Origin of the sequence: Pseudomonas sp. P129 (genome assembly GCF_020312195.1) — a bacterium.
Taxonomy (GTDB): Bacteria; Pseudomonadota; Gammaproteobacteria; order Pseudomonadales; family Pseudomonadaceae; genus Aquipseudomonas; species Aquipseudomonas fragariae.
The window spans coordinates 1-22,462 of record NZ_JAGPYS010000002.1 but is presented as its reverse complement, the minus strand read 5'-3'; the positions used below and the strand labels follow the sequence as shown (position 1 = coordinate 22,462).

General features: G+C 61.0%; 20 protein-coding genes. 7 read left to right on the top strand and 13 right to left on the bottom strand.

Going from position 1 to position 22,462, the window contains the following annotated elements; translation table 11 throughout:
• Window positions 1-23: 23 nt before the first annotated feature.
• A complete protein-coding gene (locus KBY02_RS05850) occupies window positions 24-470 on the bottom strand; it encodes an acetyl-CoA carboxylase biotin carboxyl carrier protein (protein WP_096126808.1) in 447 nt (148 codons plus the stop codon).
• Window positions 471-585: 115 nt separating this feature from the next.
• Window positions 586-1,497 (bottom strand): nitrogen assimilation transcriptional regulator NAC, encoded by a 912-nt coding sequence (gene nac / locus KBY02_RS05845; RefSeq protein WP_003394172.1) that lies wholly within the window; start codon window positions 1,495-1,497, stop codon window positions 586-588.
• A gap of 276 nt (window positions 1,498-1,773) precedes the next feature.
• Here nac and KBY02_RS05840 point away from each other — a divergent pair, with 276 nt between their 5' ends.
• The 3 genes from KBY02_RS05840 to KBY02_RS05830 all read left to right on the top strand — a co-directional run bounded on the left by KBY02_RS05840 (window position 1,774) and on the right by KBY02_RS05830 (window position 5,974).
• The gene (locus tag KBY02_RS05840) at window positions 1,774-2,982 is read left to right on the top strand and encodes an aspartate transaminase (RefSeq protein ID WP_024661182.1); all 1,209 of its coding nucleotides are present in this window, start codon (window positions 1,774-1,776) and stop codon (window positions 2,980-2,982) included.
• Between the two features lie 10 nt (window positions 2,983-2,992).
• On the top strand, window positions 2,993-4,573 hold the full coding sequence (locus KBY02_RS05835) for an MFS transporter (RefSeq protein WP_096126818.1): 1,581 nt from the start codon (window positions 2,993-2,995) through the stop codon (window positions 4,571-4,573).
• A 69-nt stretch (window positions 4,574-4,642) separates the two neighbouring features.
• Window positions 4,643-5,974, top strand: coding sequence for an OprD family porin (locus KBY02_RS05830; RefSeq protein ID WP_104684243.1), 1,332 nt, complete (start codon window positions 4,643-4,645; stop codon window positions 5,972-5,974).
• A gap of 108 nt (window positions 5,975-6,082) precedes the next feature.
• Here KBY02_RS05830 and KBY02_RS05825 read toward each other — a convergent pair whose 3' ends face one another.
• Both KBY02_RS05825 and KBY02_RS05820 read right to left on the bottom strand, forming a co-directional pair.
• Window positions 6,083-6,391, bottom strand: a complete 309-nt coding sequence (locus KBY02_RS05825) for a putative quinol monooxygenase (RefSeq protein WP_104684245.1) — start codon at window positions 6,389-6,391, stop codon at window positions 6,083-6,085.
• A gap of 26 nt (window positions 6,392-6,417) precedes the next feature.
• Window positions 6,418-7,602 carry an L-dopachrome tautomerase-related protein gene (locus KBY02_RS05820; RefSeq protein ID WP_096136103.1) on the bottom strand — a complete coding sequence of 395 codons (1,185 nt, stop codon included), beginning with the start codon at window positions 7,600-7,602 and terminating at the stop codon, window positions 6,418-6,420.
• Window positions 7,603-7,925: 323 nt separating this feature from the next.
• On the opposite strand from KBY02_RS05820, the gene KBY02_RS05815 reads away from it, so the two are divergent.
• Entirely contained in the window at window positions 7,926-8,507 is a 582-nt protein-coding gene (locus KBY02_RS05815; RefSeq protein WP_011267916.1) for a TetR/AcrR family transcriptional regulator, read from the top strand.
• A 5-nt stretch (window positions 8,508-8,512) separates the two neighbouring features.
• On the opposite strand, the gene KBY02_RS05810 is transcribed toward KBY02_RS05815, so the two are convergent.
• The 3 genes from KBY02_RS05810 to KBY02_RS05800 form a co-directional block, all read right to left on the bottom strand.
• The gene (locus KBY02_RS05810) at window positions 8,513-9,487 is read right to left on the bottom strand and encodes a biotin-dependent carboxyltransferase family protein (RefSeq protein ID WP_011267917.1); all 975 of its coding nucleotides are present in this window, start codon (window positions 9,485-9,487) and stop codon (window positions 8,513-8,515) included.
• Window positions 9,484-10,356: a 5-oxoprolinase subunit B family protein gene (locus tag KBY02_RS05805; protein ID WP_003344902.1), complete on the bottom strand. Its 873-nt coding sequence runs from the start codon at window positions 10,354-10,356 to the stop codon at window positions 9,484-9,486. The genes KBY02_RS05810 and KBY02_RS05805 overlap by 4 nt, the downstream gene beginning before the upstream one ends.
• A gap of 86 nt (window positions 10,357-10,442) precedes the next feature.
• A complete protein-coding gene (locus tag KBY02_RS05800; RefSeq protein WP_003401042.1) occupies window positions 10,443-11,198 on the bottom strand; it encodes a 5-oxoprolinase subunit PxpA in 756 nt (251 codons plus the stop codon).
• 155 nt (window positions 11,199-11,353) lie between these two features.
• On the opposite strand from KBY02_RS05800, the gene KBY02_RS05795 reads away from it, so the two are divergent.
• Window positions 11,354-12,271, top strand: a complete 918-nt coding sequence (locus KBY02_RS05795; protein ID WP_003401040.1) for a LysR family transcriptional regulator — start codon at window positions 11,354-11,356, stop codon at window positions 12,269-12,271.
• 131 nt (window positions 12,272-12,402) lie between these two features.
• On the opposite strand, the gene KBY02_RS05790 is transcribed toward KBY02_RS05795, so the two are convergent.
• From KBY02_RS05790 to KBY02_RS05770, 5 genes are all read right to left on the bottom strand, one after another.
• Window positions 12,403-12,744 carry a hypothetical protein gene (locus tag KBY02_RS05790; RefSeq protein ID WP_003401038.1) on the bottom strand — a complete coding sequence of 114 codons (342 nt, stop codon included), beginning with the start codon at window positions 12,742-12,744 and terminating at the stop codon, window positions 12,403-12,405.
• Between the two features lie 132 nt (window positions 12,745-12,876).
• Window positions 12,877-14,127, bottom strand: coding sequence for a thiolase family protein (locus KBY02_RS05785; protein WP_104684250.1), 1,251 nt, complete (start codon window positions 14,125-14,127; stop codon window positions 12,877-12,879).
• Window positions 14,124-16,010 carry a feruloyl-CoA synthase gene (locus KBY02_RS05780; RefSeq protein ID WP_058823099.1) on the bottom strand — a complete coding sequence of 629 codons (1,887 nt, stop codon included), beginning with the start codon at window positions 16,008-16,010 and terminating at the stop codon, window positions 14,124-14,126. The genes KBY02_RS05785 and KBY02_RS05780 overlap by 4 nt, the downstream gene beginning before the upstream one ends.
• A 182-nt stretch (window positions 16,011-16,192) precedes the next feature.
• On the bottom strand, window positions 16,193-17,641 hold the full coding sequence (locus KBY02_RS05775) for an aldehyde dehydrogenase (protein WP_024660133.1): 1,449 nt from the start codon (window positions 17,639-17,641) through the stop codon (window positions 16,193-16,195).
• A 66-nt stretch (window positions 17,642-17,707) separates the two neighbouring features.
• The gene (locus KBY02_RS05770) at window positions 17,708-18,538 is read right to left on the bottom strand and encodes a p-hydroxycinnamoyl CoA hydratase/lyase (RefSeq protein ID WP_003401024.1); all 831 of its coding nucleotides are present in this window, start codon (window positions 18,536-18,538) and stop codon (window positions 17,708-17,710) included.
• A 211-nt stretch (window positions 18,539-18,749) separates the two neighbouring features.
• Here KBY02_RS05770 and KBY02_RS05765 point away from each other — a divergent pair, with 211 nt between their 5' ends.
• Complete coding sequence (locus KBY02_RS05765) at window positions 18,750-19,238, top strand: MarR family winged helix-turn-helix transcriptional regulator (protein WP_003401022.1); 489 nt, start codon at window positions 18,750-18,752, stop codon at window positions 19,236-19,238.
• 29 nt (window positions 19,239-19,267) lie between these two features.
• On the opposite strand, the gene KBY02_RS05760 is transcribed toward KBY02_RS05765, so the two are convergent.
• Window positions 19,268-20,590 carry an OprD family porin gene (locus tag KBY02_RS05760; protein ID WP_060406277.1) on the bottom strand — a complete coding sequence of 441 codons (1,323 nt, stop codon included), beginning with the start codon at window positions 20,588-20,590 and terminating at the stop codon, window positions 19,268-19,270.
• Between the two features lie 328 nt (window positions 20,591-20,918).
• On the opposite strand from KBY02_RS05760, the gene mhpT reads away from it, so the two are divergent.
• Complete coding sequence (gene mhpT / locus KBY02_RS05755; RefSeq protein WP_225649984.1) at window positions 20,919-22,139, top strand: 3-(3-hydroxy-phenyl)propionate transporter MhpT; 1,221 nt, start codon at window positions 20,919-20,921, stop codon at window positions 22,137-22,139.
• Window positions 22,140-22,462: the final 323 nt, after the last annotated feature.

The following is a 22,462-nucleotide window of genomic DNA, read 5'->3' as shown; positions in this document are numbered from 1 at the left end:
GTCGGCAAGGCAACTCAAGACCATCACGCAATGCTGAACAGCGCCTGACAGGCCTGAACTTCTTCGCCATTGGCAACCAGAATGGCTCTCACCACCCCTGCCGCTTCAGCCTGCACCGGATGAAACATCTTCATGGCCTCGACCACGGCCAAGGTCTGCCCCACCTCGACGGACGTGCCGATCTCGACGAAAGGTGGCTGGTCGGGTGCCGGTGTCAGGTGCAACACCCCGTATAGCGAAGCGCAGGCCTGTGTCTGTTGCACGGCGGCTGTCGTACTTGCCTGAGCCGCAGAAACAGGGCGCGCGGCGGGCGTCGTCTGCGCTGTCGCAACAGCCGGGTTGACGCGGTTGGCGACCTGAACGGGCTCGCGCAGTAAACGCAGCTGCGCGTCGCCTTCACACAGGCTCAGTTCGCTCAGGTCCGATTCGGCCATCAGGTCGATAAGTGCTTTGATACGTTCCGGTTTCATGCAACAGCCCTTGCCTGGCAAATGAAATGTGGCTGAGGGCAATGTAACGAGACAGGTTTTTGACCGCCAAGACGGTTTGACTGTGGGGTGATAAGCGCCCCTTATGACGTCGCTATCATTGCGTACGGCGGTTGCCGCGCATTTCCGCGACCAGTTCCAGAAGGATCGCCTTGACCGCCTGAGCCGGAACCGACAGCGGCAAGTGCCCGGAAAGGCACAGCGCGAGAGGTGCTTCGATCTCGGGTTCGACAATGCGGCTCAGGTTGACCGCATGCGTGTCTGCCAGCACCCGTGCAGCAGACTCGGGAAGAATGGTCGAGCCGAATCGATCGGCCACTGCTGCGGCCAGCGTCGTCGAAGATTCGACTTCTGCCACAACACGGGCACTGCGCTCGATACGCACAAATGCCTCGTCCACCAGACGCCGGACAGTGTTGTAGGTGCGCGGCAACAGCAGGTCGATATCGGCCAGCTCGCTGAGCGGAATTTCCTCGCGCCCCTGGAGCGCCTCTTCGGCACTCACCAGGTACAACTGCTCGCGTATCAACGGCACGAAACTCAGGCCATGCACCTCGCGCCCGCCATAGAGAACGGCCATGTCCATGCGCCCGTTCATGATCAACTCGCTGAGGGTGGTGCCAAAGTTCTCATTGAGGTACAGCAGAATGCCCGGATGACGCTCGCGTACGCGTTTGAGCAACGGCAGCGACAGCGTCGAAGCGGCTGTGCCGGGTGCCAGCCCTACCGACACAGGCCCCGATAACGCCAGACCGCTGGCGTTGACGTCACTCTGCGCCTGCTCGCACTGGCGCAGGATCACCTGAGCATGCCCGTACAGCACCTTGCCCGCCTCGGTCGGGGTGACACCGCGCTTGGTGCGGATCAATAACTGTTGCTGCAACTCGGCCTCCAGCGTCACCAACTGCTGGCTCAGCGCAGGTTGTGCGATGTGCAGCACATCGGCGGCCTGGGTCAGGCTGCCAATGTCGACAATTTTCACGAAATATTTCAAACGGCGAAGGTTCAAGGTGCTGCACTCCAGAGTCACGACATACAGGGTTCAGCAAGACCCAGGCCAGCCCTGAAAAAACCAGGCATAAGCAATTGCTATGTCAGCTGCCGCTGATCGGGTTTGTCAGGCGCTGATCCCCCTGCAACCATTGCCCGCCCGCTTTTGGTGCGACGCTGGTTCATCTGCGGTCATAAGCGCTGCCTATCAACCCAGAACGAACTCGTCTTATGGCGCGCGCCTCGCTGGCTCGTAACGTATTCCCCGTCAAGGCCATCAACGAGGAATGCCAACGTGACCGCATCTCGCATCGCTGCCCGCGTGCTCCGCATCAAACCGTCGCCAAGCAGCGCCGCTGCCGATCGGGCCAATGAACTGCGGCGCGCAGGCAAATCGATCATCAATCTGGTGGTTGGCGAGCCGGACTTCGACACGCCGGCGCACATTCGTCAGGCCGCCTGTGCCGCCATCGAGAACGGTGAAACGCGCTACACGCTGAACGCTGGCACCACAGCGCTGCGCGAGGCTATCGCCGCAAAACTGCAGCGTGAAAACGGCCTTGCTTATGCGCCAGGCCAGATCGTGGTCACCAGTGGTGCCAAGGCGGCCATCTTCAATGCATTCGCGGCGACATTGGGTGTCGACGATGAGGTGCTGATTCCCGCGCCTTACTGGGTGTCATACCCGGACATGGTCCTGGCCTGCGATGGTCGCCCTGTGACCCTGGCATGCCCGGAAGAAAACCGGTTCAAGCTGACTGCCACGCAACTGCGCAATGCGATCACGCCGCGCACCCGCTGGCTGCTGCTCAACTCGCCGAGCAACCCGACCGGTGCCACCTACAGCGCATCCGAATGGCGCGCGCTGGCCGACGTACTTCTTGATTACCCGCACGTGCTGGTCATGACCGATGACATCTACGAGCACATACGCTACGACGACGCCCCACTCAGCCACCTGCTCACTGTCGAGCCGGCGCTGCGTGAACGCGTGCTGATCATCAACGGCGTGTCGAAAACCTACGCCATGACCGGCTGGCGCATCGGCTACGCCGCAGGCCCCGACGATATCATCAAGGCGATGGCGACCCTGCAATCGCAGTCCACCAGCAACGCCTGCTCGGTGAGCCAGGCCGCCGCAGTAGCCGCGCTGAACGGCGACCAGTCTTTTGTCAGCGACAGCGTCAAGGTCTACAGACAGCGCCGTGATCGTTGCCTTGAGCTGATCAACGCCATTGAAGGCCTGAGCTGCATCAAGCCGCAAGGCGCGTTCTATCTCTACGTCAATTGCGGGGCACTGATCGGCAAAACCACGCCGTCAGGTTCGCTTCTGGAAGCCGATACCGACGTGGTGCTCTACCTGCTGGAAAGTCAGGGCGTGGCCGTTGTCGCAGGCACCGCCTATGGCCTGGCACCGTTTTTCCGGATGTCTACGGCTACAGCACTGGAAACCCTTGAAGACGGCTGCGCGCGCATGGCGACTGCTGTCGCTGCGTTGCGCTGAGCACCTCGACATGACAACGCCGAGCCATCCAGCCCTGACCTTCAAACAGGCGTTGTTGGCGATGCTTGGCATATCACTGGTGCTGGGCCTTTCCGCGCTGGATCAGACGGTCATCGGCAACGCACTGCCCAGCATTGTCGCCGAGCTCAACGGTTTCGAGCTGTACGCCTGGGTCGCCACCGGCTATCTGCTGGCCTCTATCGTGACCATCCCGATCTTTGGCCGGCTGGGCGATTTTTACGGGCGCAAACCGTTCGTGCTGGCCGCCACAGTCATCTTCACGCTGGCCTCGCTGCTCTGCGCACTGGCAGACAGCATGTTGGTGCTGGTGATCGGGCGAGCCTTGCAAGGTGTGGGCGGCGGCATGTTGATCGGTACCGCCTTTGCCTGTGTGCCGGAGCTGTTTCCCGACACCCGCCAGCGGTTGCGCTGGCAGGTGTTGCTGAGCGCCATGTTCAGCGTGGTCAATGCCATCGGTCCGGGGCTGGGGGGTTATCTTTCCGGCGAGTTTGGCTGGCGTTCGGTGTTTTGGTTGAACCTGCCCCTGGGCGTGGTTGCCTTGTTTTTTGCCTGGCGCTTTCTGCCGTGGTATCGCCCGCAAGGGCATCGAGCCCATTCTGCCGGTGCGATCCGGCTCGACTGGCTCGGGGCTTTATTGATCGTACTGACGCTGGGCAGCCTGCAACTGTTCGTCGAATGGCTGGGCCAGCGCTCCCTGTCGATCAGTCTGACCTGTGGCGCTGTAACCCTCGTCGCCATGACCGGGCTCTGGTTTCAGGAGCGCCGTTGTGCCTTTGCCTTGCTCCCCGCCGGACTATTCTCCAACCGCAGCATCCGCCTGCTGTTCATCATGTCGCTGCTGGCCGGCGCCATCATGTTCACCCTTCTTTTTTACCTGCCGCTGCTCTTGCAGGGCAGCTACGGCTACTCGCCAAAAGACGCCGGGTTACTGCTTACCCCGCTGGCGCTGAGCATTACGCTGGGCGCCATCGTCAACAGCCGGATCGTCACACGCATGGCCAACCCCAACCGGCTGCCGGTCGCCGGGTTCGCGGCCTTGTCAGTCGCCTGCATTGCCCTGGCACTGGTCGGGCTGCATGCCGGGTTCAGCACCTTGCTGGGGCTCATTCTGCTGGCGGGGCTGGGGCTGGGTTTCATTCTGCTCAACCTGACCGTGTTCACCCAGACGCTCGCCGAACGGCAATTTCTCGGTATCGCCACGGCACTGACCCAATCCTTGCGACTGGTCGGCGGTTTGCTGGGCACGGCGGCCATGGGCGTGCTGGTCAAGGTGCTGTATGTCGCCAACCTGAAAAGTGCGCTGAACGCAGCAGGTCAGGCGGCGGCCCTACCGCGCCTGGCCGACCCTCAGGTTCTGCTGCAGCACATGCCCGCCGATGTCGATGCGGCGCTATTGATAGCCCGCACCGCCCTCGCCCAGGCGGTGGGCACGGGGCTGCTGACATGCGCCGGGCTGGGCGTGCTCGCGCTGCTGGTGCTGCATCGTCTGCCTCGCGTCACCCTTCATAGGGTACCCGGTGCAACAACGCCTGCAACGGATTCATGTGCAACACCTGCGCCTGAAAAATAACAAGAAACCTGACTGCCGCCTGACTCTGCCTCTCAAAAAACACTTAATTACAGCATGAGGATGAACCCGATGGAGCGTATCAATCGCGCCACCCCTTTCGTTGCGGGCTTTTGTGGTCTGCTGATCGCTCAGCAGAGCTACGCCGAAGGTTTTCTCGAGGACAGCAAGGCCAGCATTCTCGCGCGCAACTTTTTCAGTAACGCAGACAATCGCAGCGGCGCTGCCGACCCGAACTACACGCAGGAGTGGGGCCAGGGCTTCATGCTCAACTATCAGTCAGGCTACACGCCGGGCACAGTGGGCTTCGGTGTCGACGCACTCGGCCAGTTGGGCATTCGTCTGGACTCGGGCAAAGGCCGTCACTACAACCCGCAAAGCACGGCGTTCAACGGCAATATCTTCCCCACGGACAGCGACGGTCGTGCGGTCGACGAGTTCAGCAGCCTGGGGGCGACGCTCAAGGCACGCGTCTCCAAAACCGAACTGAAATACGGCACGCTGGTGCCGATGCTGCCGGTGGTAATGTCCACCGACCGCATGTTGCAACAGACTTTTCGTGGCGGGCAGATTCAGTCTGGCGACCTGAAGGACTTCACCTTCACGGCAGGCCAGCTGGAACATGTCATGGGCCGTGGTTCGACCAATCAGATGGGCATGTCCATTCCGGGTGCAAACAACCCGCTGACCGGCGAGTTCGTCAACAAGTTCTACTATGCAGGCGTCGATTACAAACCGACAAAAGACCTGACCTTGCAGTACTACTACGGCAACCTGGAAAACTTCTACAAACAGAACTTTCTGGGCCTGAAATACGACATGCAACTGGGTCCAGGCACCCTGCGCACCGACCTGCGCCATTTCGACAACCGCTCGGACGGTGCCAACGGTCACGACCCAGCGTTCTACACAGTAGGTTATTACGGCAACGGCGTCACCAAGGGTGAAGTCGACAGCCGCCTGTCCAGCGCCCAGTTCACTTACCTGATCAATGGCCATACGTTCGCTGCGGGTTACCAGGCCGTGACCGGCGACAGTGACGCGGTCTGGCTGAATCAGGGTGACGGCTCGACTGCCTATTTCATGACCGAGTCAATGATCGGTAAATTCCAGCGTGCCGGAGAGCGTACCTGGCAGGTTCGCTATGGCTACGACTTCGCCAGACTGGGCGTCCTCGGCCTGAACTTCCTGGCGATGTATGAAAGCGGCTCGAACATCCAGACGTCCGACGGCGACAAGAAGGAATGGGAACGCAACGTGACCCTGAGTTATGTGGTGCAGTCCGGCCCGGCAAAAAACCTCAGCATCGCGCTACGCCACGCGCAACTGCGCACCGAATTCGCCAGCCAGCGTGATTCCGATGAGCACCGGGTGATCGTGAGTTACCCGATCAATATTTTCTGAGATATCGGCGGTGCTCAATGCTGTGTGCTGGTTCATTAGCCCACTCCTTTCGCAGAACTGATCAACTCACTGCGAATGGGCCCGGACTGACCGGGCCCTTTCGGACACTCAGCTCGATACCTGATCAAGAAATATCAGCTGCGGCGGCTCTGCCAGCAACTCGCCGCTGACCGCCGCGAACTGCTGGTAGTGCGGCGTGGCGACATGGGCGTCCAGTGCTGCCTGATCCTTGAAGCATTCACGCATGTAGAACGTGCCGCGCTCATCACGCGCTTCGAACAGTGTGTACTCGATATTGCCCGGCTCCGCTCGGGTCGGTTCCACGAGTCCCGATAATGCGTGTTTCAGGGCCGACTCTTTGCCGGCACTGGCTTTCAGGACTGCCATCAAGGCCAATGGCTTTGCAGGTGCGTTCATTATCGATGCTCCGGTATTCGATTCGATCAATGGGTAGGTGCGGGCGCAGCGTCTATTTTCAAACGCAGCAGGCTGTAGGGTTTTTCCCGCTTGTCGTGGCCGACGTTGAAGTTGGCCTGGCGGTGCAGCTGGTTGACGATGAAGTACAGGTAGCCATCCGGGCCGATCGACAAGGTGTCAGGCCACAGCATGCGCGGATCGTGTGCCACCGTCTGCCAGGTGCCATCCGGCAGGCGTTTGCGAATCGAATTATGCTCGTAGTCGCCTGCGTATACCGCGCCTTTGGCATCAGCCTCCAGGCCATCCGAAGCGCCTTTTTCCCCGAGGTCCTGCACCGCCGCTGCCAACTGCTGCTCGCTGACCTTGCTGTCGTTCAACAGCTCGGTGGCCACGGCATACAGATGACGGCTGGACAACGGCGAAAAATACAGTGTCTTGCCGTCTGCCGACAACGCAATGCCGTCCGAGGCGACGCCGACCGGTTTGCGCGTTCCGTTCGGGCCATCGCCCAGCACAGCAACACCTTCGACGACGGGTACGAAAGCCGGATCGACAGACGTAGCCTGCGCCCCGTTCAAGCGCCGCACGGCGTGGCCGCTGGCAATGTCCATGACAATGATCGCACCCGGCCCGCTCAAGGATGAGTCCGTTACATAGACCGTCCCCTCCGCTCCCTTGCGCAAGTCAAAGCGCATGTCGTTGACATAGGTGCCGGGCAAGATGACGTTGTCCGGAAACACCAGGCGCTTGACGATTCGGTTGGTGGCCAGGTCCACCGCAACCAGTTTGGCGCCGCCTCGACGCGGAGACGCAAAGCCCGGTGCGGCCGTGTCCAGAAGCCAGACACGACCCTTGCCGTCGGCGACCACACTCTGCACGCTGATCAGCCCGTCGCCAGGGTCTTTGGGGTTCTCCTTGTTGACCGCCAGATCGGGGTAGGCAACCACTTTGCCGTCACGAATCTCGCCCACGGTAAACGGCACCTTGTCACCCCAACGCGGGAAATTGACGAAGATCCGTCCGGTTTCAGTCACCGTCACGCCGGTAGGCATCGCGTCATAAAAGGCATGCACCTGTTCGAGCTTGCCGATCGGTTTGTCGGCAGGCGCACTGGCAGGCAATGAAATGGCGGTCGCGCCGTAGGCCAGCGAAGTAGCGAGTGTGGCGGCGCAAAGAATGGCCAGTGCTGCGGAAGTTTTCGTTCGATGCATGGTGTGTTCTCCTGAGGGGCCAACTGCCCATCAGCATTGGGGCTTTTTGCGCGAGAGCCGTGATGACGCTCGTCACTCTTGTGCCGCGCAAGGGAAGCAATGGAAAGATTGGCGGCTAGTCTGAGCTTTCTTGTTACAAAGACAAACGCGGGGAATACGCTAACACTTTCAACGCGCAGGCGAAGATCCCTATTGCTCTTCAACCACCTCATGGACATAACATCCTGGCGATCAGCGGTTTTGATGACGGTCAGCATCAATGCTATATTCACGCTCTTCCAGGCCCAGACAGCCACCACCAGACAGGCAAAGAGGCAACCTGCATGAGAGTTACCAAGGCGCAGGCCCAGGCCAACCGGGCACACATCGTCGAGACGGCGTCCGTCCAGTTTCGCGAGCATGGCTATGACGGTGTCGGGGTGGCCGATCTGATGGCTGCGGCAGGCTTTACCCACGGCGGGTTCTACAAGCATTTCGCTTCCAAATCCGACCTGATGGCCGAGTCGGCAGCCTGCGCCATCGCGCAGACCGTGGCGAAATCGACCGGCATCGATCCAGCGCAGTTCATCGATTACTACCTGTCACGAGAGCATCGCGACAACCTTGGCACGGGCTGCCCCATGGCCGCGCTGAGCGGCGATGCAGCGCGCCAGTCGGACGAGGTCAAAGCAACCTTCGCCGAAGGCATCGAAAGCCTGCTGGCAGCGCTTGCTCCCGCGCAGGCAGCGCCCGACGACGAAGAATGGAAGCAGGCACGGGCAAATACCATCGACCGCTTTGCCCATGCGCTGGGGGCACTGCTGCTGTCACGCAGCTGCCCGAATGACTCACCGCTGGCGGACGAAATACTCGAGGTGTGCCGCGCGAAGATGCGGGCACAACTGGAGTCCGGGCAGGCCGACTGACAGCCTCAGGAAGGAAACAGTTTGCTCAGGCACGCCAGCTTCTTCTTGTATGACTTGCGCGCCTCCAGCGCCTCCTCCAGCGTTACGGCCACGAATCGGGCGGTCTGATTGGGTTGCATCTGACCGATCAGATCCAGGTCCGCGCTGATCACCGTGCCGATCATCGCGTAGCCCCCGCCCGACACCGCATCACGGTGCAACACAATCGGTTCCAGCCCGGCAGGCACCTGAATCGAACCGATCGGGTAGCAGCTGTCGACGATATTGGATGGATCGGAACCGGCGCCGAAGGGCTGCTCCCTGGGCTGGAAGGTCAGCGCCCTGCCCCCCTTGAAGCGATAACCGATGCGGTCGGCTTCCGACCCTACGCTCCAGGGCTCGGAGAAAAAACTGGTGGCAGCAAATTCGGTCAGGCGCTCGTAATACAGGCCCGGCACGACCCGCAGGTACACCTCACCACCCAGAGACTGGCGCAAGGCCATTGGCAGACTGGCGCCGGCACGTCCCTTGCCGCTGGGTGTGCCTATCGGCAGCTGGTCATCAGCGGCCAGTCTACGACCCTGAAAACCGCCAAGCGCACCCAGCGTGTAAGTCGAACGGCTGCCCAGCACCAGCGGCACATCAATGCCGCCGGCGACGGCCAGATAGGTGCGCGCACCGTCCTTGGGGAAGTCGAAACGCAGCACTTGCCCGGCCTTCACCGCAAAGGCGGTGTCGTGGTGCATTTCCACACCGTCGAGGCGCGCCGCCATGTGTGCGCCGCAGACCGCAGCCAACGTATCGCACTGAAACTCCAGTTCCGGTCCCAGCAGCGTGCATTCAAGCCCGGCAGCGCCGGGTGGATTCCCGACCAGCTGATTGGCGGCGCTGAGGGCGTACTGGTCGAGCGCACCGGAGGGCGGAATGCCCAGGTGATAATAGCCCTCGCGACCGAGGTCCTGAACCGAGGTGGCCAGACCGGGTTTGAGCACCTTGATCATGCCAGCACCTCCTGCAACGACTTGGGATAGCCCACCGGATCGGCCAGAAAGGCATCCAGGGAAAACTCGACCGGGCGGATGAGCAGGTCGAAGCGCCCGGCTTCCACCTCTGCGACAGCCTCGTCATAGGCTTGCCGGTCAAGCGGTTTGAACTGGACGATATCGCCCGGCCGGAAGAACACCATGTGCTCTTTCAGGTAGGCCAGCTTCTGCTGTGGGTCATAGATCGGCGCAGGAGTGACGCCAAACATCTGATAACCGCCCGCTCCGCGTACCGAATAGATGCAGCCGAAGCAGCCGCCGTGGCCGAGTGTGTGCTTGGGAGTATCGGTGCGCGGACGCAGGTATTTGGGCACCTGCAGCTGACGCTCGCGTTCCACCATCTGGAACATGAACGGCAGACCGGCGACAAAACCGACCATCGAAACGAACCACGGTGCGCCGCTGTGTGCGGCGATGAAGGCATCGACATCCGCCAGGTTATTGATGCGCGCAGCGTATTCCAGGTCGGTGGAACCGGGGTCCTGATGGCGGTCACGAAAACGCATCAGGGTCTCGTGGGTCCATGGATCGTTGTACAGCACCGGGATCTCGATGATCCGGGTCTGCAGGGTACGTTCGGCGACCGCACCGGCCTCGGCCGCCCTCACCGCTTCAAGCAAGACGTGTGGTGCGATGCGGTCCGGGTCAAAACGAATCTGGAATGACGCGTTGGCCAGGCACACGTCCAGCACACCGTCCAGCGCCAGACGCTCGACCGCACGGGTCACCGCCAGCCCCTTGAAAAATGCTTCCAGCGACATACTGTCACTGACCTCGGCGAACAGATGTTCATCAGCGCCAAAGCTGTAGCGAATCGGATCAGCCATGTCTGTTCCTTTCTTGAAATCGTTGTAGAACGGCAGGCAAAAATCAGTAACACGGCTCGTGCGTCTGTGCACACGATGCCTTTAACTCAACGCGGTGCACGCACCTCAATGCCTGCAGCGTCTAGCGCCAGGCGTGTCGCTTCTGCAAGGTCCAGCGCGCCCGGCGTGTCGCTGTGCAGGCAGATCGAATCGAATTCGATGCTCAGGTCCTCACCCTCGACAGTACGCACCAGACCTTGCAGGCACGCGCGCACCACGCGGGCTGCGACTTCGGTCGGGTCCAGGGCGCGTACGTGACGAGTGAAGACGATGGAGCCGCTGAGGTCGTAAGCGCGATCAGCGTAGAACTCGCGGATCACCGGCTGGCCCAGCTCTTCGGCGATCTTGCAGATAACCGAACCGGGCATGCAGTAGAGCAGCAAATCAGGCTCCAGGCGCTGCAGGTTCTCCACCAGCAGTCGGGCTGCGGCTTCATCCCTGGCCAGGTGCATGTACAAGGCGCCATGGGGTTTGAAATGCTGTAAGGCCACGCCTTGCACCCGCGCAAGCTCGCGCAGGGCACCCAGTTGGTAGAGCATGTCGTCGACCAGTTCCTGGGGCGTCGAGTTGATATGTCGGCGGCCAAAGCCGACCAGATCGCGGAACCCTGGGTGTGCGCCGATCGCAACGCCCAGGCGTTTCGCCTGCTCGATCGTGCGGCGCATGGTGCCAGGGTCACCGGCGTGAAAACCGGTCGCAACATTGGCGGAGCTGATATAGGTCATCAATTCAGTATCGACGCCGTCACCAATGGTCCACGCGCCAAAGCTTTCACCCATGTCCGAGTTGAAATCCACCTGCATGGCTGTTGCTCCTGTGGCTGGCCGGACAAGGGGCTATCCGGCTTCATGCAAACCACGTTAAATTCAGTTGCACCCCTTGGGTAGATCTATTAACAGATACGCCATCTTCTGAAAAACAGATACCCCGCCCATTGGAACCTCTGTCTGGAGTGCTTATGTCCCTGACCTTGCGCCAGGTCCGTTATTTCGTGGCAACTGCCGAGATCGGGCAGATCTCGCAGGCGGCCATTCACCTGAACATTTCCCAATCGGCGGTCACCACGGCGATCAAGGAACTGGAGGGCATGCTCGGCACCCTGCTGTTTCAGCGCTCGGCGCAAGGCATGAGCCTGACTGAAGCAGGCCGCCACTTTCTCAACAGGGCTTACGTCATCCTGCGCAGCGTCGATGATGCGCTGAACAGCCCGCTGCCCGATATCCGCGCCAGCGGCGTATTGCGCCTGGCCGCCAGCTACACGGTCATCGGCTACTTCCTGCCGCATCATTTGCAGCGCCTGGAACACTGGCACCCGGACGTGGCCATCGAAGTGCATGAGCAGGAACGACACGCCATCGAACAAGGCCTGCTGCAAGGTCGCTTCGACATGGCGGTGGTGCTGACAGCAAATATCACTCACCCGGATATTATCTCGGAAACGTTGTTCAACTCCGAGCGCCGCCTATGGCTGTCCAGCCATCACCCACTGTGCCAACGCGCTTCTGTCAGCCTCGCCGATGTCGCGCAGGAGCCCTATATCCTGTTGACCGTCGACGAAGCCGAACAAAGCGCCATGCGCTATTGGGAGCTGGCCGGACAGCAGCCCAACGTCAGAATCCGCACCAGCTCGGTGGAAGCCGTGCGCAGCATGGTCGCCAACGGCAGCGGCGTGGCAATCCTTTCCGATCTGGTGCATCGCCCCTGGTCGCTGGAAGGCAAGCGTATCGAAACGATCACCGTCACCGACACGGTAACGCCCATGAGCGTCGGCCTGGCCTGGCACCGCGAACGAGAACTGAGCCCGGCGATGCAGGCATTCCGCAACTATTTCCACGATGCATTTCTGGCCCCGCAGCAACTGTCGGCACGGCGTTGAACCCGCGACACGCTATTGCGGATGGCGTGCCGGTGGCCGAGTGACCTGGCTGTATGGCTTTGATTTCGAGATCAAGGTCATCGCCAGGTTGCAGGAAGCCGTCGAGCAATAACCGGGCGGCCTGCGTTCACTCAGCGGCGAATCGGCACCACGCGGTCGCTGGCATCCGCCGCCAGGGGCTCTTCGAACTGCTGGAAGAACTGCCCGGACACCACATGATCGAGAAACTGCGCCTGCTCTTCGGTGGCCAGGCGTATCGGCGAGTAGCCGTCGGCATCGGGCACAGCGAAAAGGCGCGCCTTGCGTTCATGAGCCACCGCGATGAACGCCCTTTTCTCTTCGTCGGACATCGACGAAAAACAATCGCAAAGATTTTCCAGCGAGCGCACCGCCAGATCCTGGTCGAGCTGCTTGTCATCCGTGAACATCAAATGCCAGACGAAATCGAAAGAAAGCTCAGCGAGGGCACGCATAGACGGGGTTCCGTGGGATCGAGAGATGCGAGATTCACTGTTCGCCACGATTCGGTCAAGCGCTAAAGGATGACCTGCGTGGGGGGTAGCGTTTGAAGCAGGAAAATGTCGCATTTGCGGGTATTTTCCTGGCTAGACACGGTTGGACACATAATGGGGATTGTCGATCAGCAGCGCCATGCCCTGCCCGCCGCCGACGCAGGCTGCAGCGATACCGTAGCGCAGGCCCGTGTCGCGTAATTGACGTGCCAGGGTCATGACCAGACGCAGCCCGGTGGCGGCCAATGGATGGCCCAGGCCCAGTGATCCACCCAGGCAGTTGAGCCGCTCGTGGTCAAGCTCCAGCGTTTGTGCCACTGCCAGAACCTGAGCGGCCTGCGCTTCATTGATTTCCAGTCGACCGATATCCCTCAGTGCCAGCCCGCTGCGCTGTAACAGCAAGCGGATCGCAGGTGCGGGGCCAATGCCCATGAACTCTGGCGCCACCCCCGTCACCGCGCTGGCCAGCAGGTGCGCCAACACCGGTCTCGTCGATTGTGAAGCACGCCCCACCAAGGCCGCCGCCGCGCCATCGACCACCGCACAGCTATTGCCTGCGGTCTGCACCCCGTTCGCGTGAATGGCGCGCAGACGCGACAGCGCTGCCAGATGGGTCGCACGCGGATGGCTGTCCTGCGCGACCACTTCAACCCCTCGCGGCAACTCGATGCCACGCGGCTGATAGCCTTCCAGCGCAAAGCGCTCATTGCGGACCGGCACAATTTCCTCAGCCCACTTACCGGAAATCTGCGACTGCAGCGCCCGTTCATGGCTGAGCAAGGCATAGCTGTCCACCGCCTCACGGCTCAACCCATGACGCCTTGCGAGGTTGTCTGCCGTGGCGATCATGTCCATCGCCGGTGCCGGGTCATACAGCGCTTCCCAGAGAAAATCCTTGAACTGCACAGCGGCACCGAGCGAGAAGCCATTGCGGTGGGTATAGGCCGCGATCGGGTTGCGCGACATGGACTCGGCGGCGACGCACAGCGCCATCTGCCCGCCTTCGCCCACGTGCAAGGCGGCCTGGCGCAACAATTCGAAACCGGTGGCACAGATACGCTGCACACCCAATGCCGGAACGCTGTGCGCGACGCCGCTGTACAGGCCGATGTGCCGGGGCAGCAGGTAGGCATCGAAACTGGCCTGCGCCATCGAACCGGCCAGTACGCTGTCGACCTGATCCGCCTGAATGGAGGCACGCGCCAGAACCTCGCGGCCGACCTTGATACCCAGATCGATGGGCGAGACAGGTGCCAGAGCACCGCCCAGATCCACCCAGGGCGTGCGCACCGCATCGACGATGGCCACGTCACTGAATGCCGAATACTGCCCGCTGCCACTCATGCCTTGGGCTCGGCACGGAGCTTGTCCGGATCCTGATCACGGTACAGCGCTTCGACCTTGTCTGCGCGCCACTGCAGAACAGCGCGCTGGTTGATCGACCCCTTGTCGGTAATTTCGCCGCGATCAATGGACGCGGGCTGATCAAGCAGCACGATCCACTCCAGCCTGCTGGCGTTGCCGTTCGCGCCCTGATTCAGGCGCGCCAGCCAGCCGGCGAACCACTCACGTACCGGCGCACTGGCCAGTACCTGTGCATCCGTGGCCTGTGCATCCAGCCCGGCCAGTTGCCGACACTCGTGCACTCTGGGAAACACCAGCGCCCCGAGGCATTCGCGGTCAGGCGCGGTGATGACCACATCCTGCACGTACGGCGAGCCTTCCAGCACCGCCCGATTGCGCATCGGCCCGACACTGACGAACACGCCCGACGACAGCTTGAAATCCTCGGCCAGACGCCCGTCGAACATCAGGCCCAGCTCGGGTGCCGCAGGATCGGCAAGCTTGATCGCATCGCCGGAGCAATAGAAGCCGTTCTCGTCGAACACTTCGGCAGTCTGCTGTGGCGAGCGCCAATAGCCCGGCATGATGTGCGGACCACGAAAACGTCCTTCGAGCTTGCCATCCACAGGCACCAGACACACTTCGCATCCCGGTGCGGGCAGGCCGATGTAACCGGCCATCGACAAGGGCCCGGTGGTGAAGGTGCAGGACGGCGCAGCCTCGGTCATGCCCAGTCCGGCCATCATGCGGATCCGCTCGCCGCAATGCTGCTCGGCCACCCGGTCAAGGCGATCCCAGATGCTTTGCGACAGGCCGGCAGCGGCGAAGAAGAACAGCTTGATACGCGAGAAGAATCGCTCGCGCAGCTCGGCGTCCTGCTCCAGTGCGTTGACCAGCTCCTCCCAGCCCTTGGGCACAGTCAGGTAAGCGGTAGGCGAAATTTCCTTGAGATTGCGCAGGGTCTCGGCGAAGCCTTGAACGGTTGGCTTGCCGTTGTCCAGATAGAACGTGCCACCGTTGTACAGCACGATGCCGAGATTATGACTGCCGCCGAAGGTGTGGTTCCAGGGCAGCCAGTCGACCAGCACGGGCGGTTCTTCGCCGAACACCGGAAATGTCTGCAAGAGCATCTGTTGATTGGCACACAGCATGCGCTGGGTGGTCACCACCGCCTTGGGCAGTTTGGTCGAGCCCGAGGTGAACAGAAACTTGGCGATGGTGTTGGGGCCGCTGGCCAGGAAAGCGGCATCCGCCTCGCTGCCACCCGGTTCTTCGAGCAGGCTGGCGAAGCTCAGCGCAGGCCTGCCATTGAGCTGTCCGCGTACAGTGATGACCGGCGTGTCGGCCGCAATGACCGCATCGATGGCTCGCTGAAACGGCGCGGCATCACTGACAAATACCAGTCCTGGCCGCAGCACGTCGCAGACGTGTCGTAACTTGGCGAAATCCTGAGACATGACCGAATATGCCGGTGAGACCGGGCAGTAGGGAATGCCGGCGTACATGGCACCCAGAGCGAGCTGCAAGTGCTCGATGTCATTACCTGACAGCAACGCCAGCGGCCGATCGGCGGAAAGTCCGTACGCCAGCAGGCTCTGTGCGATAGCGCGCACGTCAGTCAGCATCTCGGCATAACTGACCTTGCGCCAGCCGCCACGGCTGTCGCGAGCGGCAATGAAGGTCTGTTGCGGACGCAACTGCGCCCAATGCACCAGTCGGTCGAGCAGCCGGTCGGGTAACCGGGCCAGGGGTTCCAGGGCCCGCATGTGCAGAACGCCCTGCTCTTCCCGCACCTCGATGGGCGGGTGGCCGATGGAGACCTGACGATAGCGCGGTGGATTATCTTCACTCTGCAGCGTTGACGATCTGATATCGGAACTCACGTGCGTTCTCTCCATCAAGGTACGCAGGCGCCAAACGCCATGCAGCAGTTCGGGCCGAGCGTTGCAGCACCAGGCTGCAGCCTTGTTATTGTTGTGCCTGACTCACCGGAGGCTCAGTCTTGTGCAAAGACCGTTGCCGCCGGCCTGGAAGGGTTCAGATCGGAGGCCTCATATCGGATGCCTCATATCGGATAGTGCCGTGGCCCGTTCTGCAACGTCACCCAGCGCAACTGGGTAAATTGCTCGATCGAAGCCTTGCCGCCGAAACTGCCATAGCCACTGGATTTCACCCCGCCGAACGGCATTTGCGCCTCGTCGTGCACGGTGGGTCCGTTGATATGGCAAATCCCGGACTCGACCCGTTGCGCAAGCGCCAGGGCCCGGCTGGTGTCACGACTGAAAATCGCCGCCGAGAGACCGAAATCCGAATCGTTGGCCAGCCGCAACAGCGCCTCGTCACCGTCGCCGCGCAGCACCACGGCCACCGGGCCGAAGGACTCTTCGCGGTACAGGCGCATGGCGTCTGTCACGCCGTCGAGCAGCGTCGGTTGCAGAATGCTGCCCTGCAACTGCCCGCCAATCACGAGCGTTGCGCCACGCGCCACGGCGTCATCGATCAAGCCTTTGATGCGCGTCCCGGCACCCACGTCCACCAGCGACCCGAGGACCGATTCACTGTCATCCGGATTGCCAGCGCGCAACGTTTTGATCTTGGCCGTCAGCCTGGCAACGAAGGTATCGGCGACCTTGTGGTCGACGATCAGCCGTTCGGTGGACAGGCAGATCTGGCCCTGATTGAAGTAGGCGCCAAAGGCGGCAGCCTCTACTGCCGCGTCGAGATCGGCGTCGTCGAGCACCAGAAACGGTGCCTTGCCACCCAGTTCCAGGAGTGCCGGTTTCAGATACCGCGCCGACAGCTCACCGACGATGCGGCCTACATGAGTGGAACCGGTGAAATTGACCCGTCGCACTGCGGGGTTGGCAATCAGACGCTCGACAATCGCCGGCGCATCGGCAGGCGCATTGCTGATCACGTTCACCACCCCGTCACCCAACCCGGCATCCTGCAGCACCTGGCCGATCAGCCGATGCACGGCGGGGCTGAGCTCCGAAGCCTTGAGCACCACGGTATTGCCGCAGGCGAGTGGCATGGCAATGGCTCGCGTGGCAAGAATCACCGGCGCATTCCACGGCGCGATACCCAGGACCACACCACAGGGCTGGCGCAGCGCCATGGCAAAATTGCCGGGAACATTGGAGGGAATCACATCGCCGGTAATCTGCGTTGTCATGGATGCCGCTTCGCGCAGCATGTCGGCGGCCAGCCGTACGTTGAAGCCGTACCAGTTAGCCATTGCGCCGGTTTCGCCGGCAGCAGCGATGAACTCGCCGCTGCGGGCCTGCAACTGCGCAGCAGCTTCAAGCAGACGCGCCCGACGCTCGCCGGGCAGCATCGCTGCCCAGCCGGGGAACGCAGCCTGAGCGGCTGCGACCGCCGCATCGGCATCTTCCAGAGTCGCTGCGGCCACCCGTGAAACCACCTCGCCGGTCACCGGGTTGCAGCGTTCAAATGTACGTCCGTCACGCGCGGGGCACGACTGGCCGCCGATCAGCAGGGGCACGTCCAGCATGGTGATTCCTCTTTATTATCTTTATCAGGAACGACAGACTCGGCTTTAAAATTTCTGGTTACCCGACTAGCGTTTGTAAGCTTCCAGGCCGGGCTTGATGCTCTTGTCATCGAGGAACTGCTTCATGCCCTGCTCGCGCCCGCCTTCCTTGTCCAGCAGACGTGACTGGTCGAGCTTGGCGTACAGGTAGTCTTCGTTCTGCTCCCAGGTCAGTTCGCGGCAGCGTTTGAAGCCGTGCTTGGCGGCGCGCAGCACCACCGGATTTTTTTCCAGCAGATTATTGGCCAGATCGATGGTCACCTGACGCAGTTGCGCCAGCGGTACGCTTTCATTGACGAGGCCCATTTCAGCGGCCTTCTGACCATTGAAGGTTTTGCCGGTCATGATGTAGTACAGCGACTGGCGGTGGCCCACGGTGTCGGCCATGGCCTTGCTCACCAGGTTGCCGGGCGGAATGCCCCAGTTGATTTCCGACAGGCCGAAGGTCGCTTCATCGGCGCAGATCGCCAGATCACAGGCCACCAGCGGGCTGAAGCCACCACCAAAGCACCAGCCGTTGACCATTGCGATGGTTGGCTTGGCGTACATGCGTAACATCTTCCACTGCCACTGGGAGGCTTCGCGCCGGATTTTTTCCTGAAGAATTTCCGGTCCGGCATCCACCTCGCGGAAGTATTCCTTGAGGTCCATGCCAGCGGTCCACGCCTCACCCGCACCGGTCAGCACCAGAACCCCCGCATCGGGATCCTGCTCAAGGGTTTCCAGCACATCGATCATTTCGCGGTTCAGGGTCGGGCTCATGGCGTTGCGCTTTTCCGGCCGATTGAGGATGACCCACGCAATACCTTGCTCGATCTCGACCTTGATGGTTGACCAGCGACCTTCATATTTGCTCATGGCGATGCTCTCTTGTTCTTGGCTTGAAGATGACTCAAAGCTAAACCGCAAATATAGTTATGTCAATTAACTGTTATTCACATTAATCAAAATCTCGGCACTCCGCCCGAACAGGCTGGTCACAGTCACGTATGCCCCATAGCTATCGTTCGCCAACCTCGGCAAACTGATCGGCTGATTGACCCATCAAACCATAAGGACCGCATTTTCAATGGCCAAGCCATCTGACATCGCCGACGCCTGCCAGGCTCCCGTACAGGCTGCCGAGGCACGTTTGCCAACGGATTCTGCGCTGGATGATCTGATCGGTTATGCCATGCGCCGCGCACAGCTCAAGCTGTTCCAGAACCTGATCGGACGTCTTTCCGCACACGACCTGCGCCCGGCGCAGTTCTCGGCACTGGCGATCATCGAGCAGAACCCGGGTCTCATGCAGGCAGACCTGGCCAAGGCGCTGGCGATCGAACCGCCTCAGGTCGTCCCGTTACTGAACAAGCTCGAAGAGCGCGCGCTGGCCGTCCGGGTGCGTTGCAAGCCGGACAAGCGCTCGTACGGCATCTTTCTCAGCAAAAGCGGCGAAACACTGCTGCGCGAGCTGAAACAGATCGCCGTGGACAGCGACCTCGAATCCACTGCCGCGCTGGATCAGAAGGAACGTCAGGACCTGCTCAGGTTGCTGAAAAAGGTGTATCAATCGTAAACGGCTTCCCTGCCGTCAAGGCGGGGTGATTACCAGAGCGGCAAGCTGTATTGCACGATGAAGCGTGTCTGGTTTTCGTCACGAAAGGCTGCACCTGCCGGGAAATCGTTGCGATAGATCGACTTGCGCGCCAGCAGCCCGACGTTCTTCAGTGGGCCGCTTTGCACAACGTAGCCCAGCTCCATCTGAAACTCACGCTCCTTGCGATCATCGGCATTGAAAGCGGCCAGCTCGATGTTGTCGCCGCGCACATAACGCAGGCGACTGCGCAACCCGACCAGCCCGACCGCCGTGAAGTCATAGTCGTAGATAGCTTGCCAGGTGCGCTCCTTGGCGTTGAGGAAGTCAGAGCTCATGGTCATCTCGCTCAACCCCATCAGCTCGGTGCCCGAGACATAAGGCGTCGCCGTGTCGCCACTGGAATGCATGTAGCCAAGGCTGACGCTGTGCCCTCCCCACCTGTAGCCGAGCAACGCGGACAGGTTCTGGTTGTCGACTTCGCCGGCTTTCGCGCTGCCGGTATCGCGGCTGAAAAAGCTGCGCAGATCGGTGGTCAGTTCGCCGTCGCCAATCGCCAGCTTGTGCAACAGGGCCAGAGTGTTCTGGGTATAGAGATCGTCGACCTCGGCGTGATACGCACGCAGGCTCAGGTCCTTGTCGACCTGATAATCGCCTCCGGCATAAGCCATGTGCGACGACGTTGCCGCCCCGTTGAAACGGCGGTTCGGTGAAGCGATGCTGATGGGCTGGTAGTTGCTGGAGTCACGCTTGTTGACCCGGTCGATGTAGCCCGCATGGAGGGTCAGGTCATCTATATCCTTCGAGGTCAGCGTGGTGCCACGGAAGGTCTGCGGCAACAGTCGCGAGGGACTGGCGAAGGCGAATGGCAGGAAAATCGACACGTCACCGGTCTTGAGCGTGGTTTCGTGGAATTTCAGCTTGCCGGTCAGGGCCAGCCGCGAATACTCGTCAGCCGCTCGGCCATCACTGGCGGATACCGGCAACAGCTCGGTGCCGCTGCGGTCTGGCGAGGAATCCAGCTTCACGCCGACCAGCGCTCGCGCATCGAGGCCGAACCCCACCGGCCCTTGGGTAAAGCCGGACTCCGCATTCATGATGAAGCCCTGCGCCCACTCCCGAGTCGCAGTCCTGGTGCCATCATCCTTGTAATCGCGGTCCATATAATAGTTGCGCAGCGTCAGGGTGCCATGGCTGTCATCCAGAAAACCCTGCGCCTGTGCCGGGTCGGGAATGGCACTGATACCCAGCAGGCCCAGCGCAAGGCCACAACGTTTTCCACTAAAAAAGGGAGCTGACACAGTGCTTGCTGCATCATGAGCGAGCTTTGACATGTTCGGTGTCCACTTATTGTTGTTGTTTTTGGAGTCGGTCCGGCGCTTGATTGCAGGTCCGTGAGCAGAGAATTGAAATATTCAGCGGCGACGTCAATCCAAACCGACCGATAATCGAACATTAATATGATTAACTACTTTATCGGTCGCTCAACATTAATCCTCTAACTCAATGTTTTTAAAAGACTAAGCCCGGTTTTTTACGAGTCTTTCGACCAGATTCTCTTTTTAGTTATTTTTGTTACCTTGATGAATACCTGTGACAACGCCTCGATTGGCGCTGGGGAACAGGCTTTTCTCCACAACAAAAACAACAATGAGGCTTGCCATGAACAGTCCGTTACGTCGATCGACGCTGACCATTGTCTTGTGTTTTATCGTTGCGCTCATCGAAGGCTTCGACCTGCAGGCTGCGGGAACGGCCGCCGCCGGATTGCGCCAGACCTTCGCCCTCGATCCGAAAATGATGGGCTGGGTATTCAGCGCCGGGATCATCGGGCTGCTGCCTGGCGCGTTCTTTGGCGGATGGATCGCCGATCGCATCGGCCGCAAGAGGATTCTGGTCAGCGCAGTGCTGCTGTTCGGGGTCTTTTCACTGAGCACTGCTTATGTCGAGAGCTTTTCCGGACTGTTGCTGGTGCGCTTCATGACCGGCCTGGGTCTGGGGGCCGCGCTGCCCAATCTGATCGCCTTGTGCGCAGAAGCCGTCAGCGAACGTCACCGCGGGCTGGCCATCAGCGTCATGTACGCCGGTGTTCCATTGGGTGGTGCCCTCGCGGCGGTTGTGGCCATGTTCACCAGCGAGCACTGGCAAACCACGTTCATCATCGGCGGTCTGGTGCCGCTGCTGGTAGCTCCGCTGATGATCCTGTTACTGCCCGAGTCCAGCGCCCTCAAACAGCAGACCACTGCTGACAGCGTTCGGTATTCAAGCGCCACTGCGTTGTTCGGCGAAGGCCGGGCGCGCACGACACTGGCTTTATGGCTTGGCTACTTCTTTACCCTGACCGTGATGTACATGCTGCTCAACTGGCTGCCTTCACTGCTGATCGGTCAGGGTTTCAGCAAACCGCAGGCAGGCATGGTGCAGATGCTGTTCAATATCGGCGGCGCGCTGGGCTCGTTGCTGGGCGGGTTGTTGCTCGATCGCTGCAATGGCATCAAGGTCGTGCTGTTCGTCTACGCCGGTTTGCTCGCGGCGCTGGCAGGCGTGGGTCTGTCGGTCGGTATCGTACCGATGGCCATTGCCGGGTTTGCAGCCGGGGTGTTTGTCATCGCCGCGCAGTTGGTGCTGTATGCACTGGCCCCGCCCGCCTACCCGACCTCGGTACGTGCCACCGGTGTGGGTGCAGCAGTGGCCATCGGCCGTCTCGGTTCGGTCGCCGGTCCCCTGGCAGCCGGACAACTGCTGGGCGCTGGCGCCGGAACCGCCGGCGTACTGCTGGCTACCTCGCCAGGCCTGGTGATTGCCGCACTGGCAGCGATCACAGTGCTGTCCAGGTCAGTCGCCGTCGAGCAGCGTGAGCTCAAGGCTGCAGAGTCGAGCTGATCAGCTCGCAAGAGCAGCTATCCATCGCGCGTGAGAATGCAGTTCGTGACGCTGCGGGTCTTCTTTGTCAGGTGGATTGGGGTCCGACTCAGGCCACCTTTTCGCCCCTCGGCGAGTTACTTTGATGAGGCCAAAGTAACCAAAGCCTTTCGCTCCTGTTTCCGGCCCGACTTCGTCGGGTTCCTTCGCCCTGTCACTGATCCGGGGGTCGCCGCAACGGGCCATCCATGGCCCAGAGTGTGTAAAAACCAGCCCAAGTATCGGCTGCGCGTAGCGCAGACGATACTTGGCTAGCCGGAACGCCTGAAAGTCCTGCCATCGCT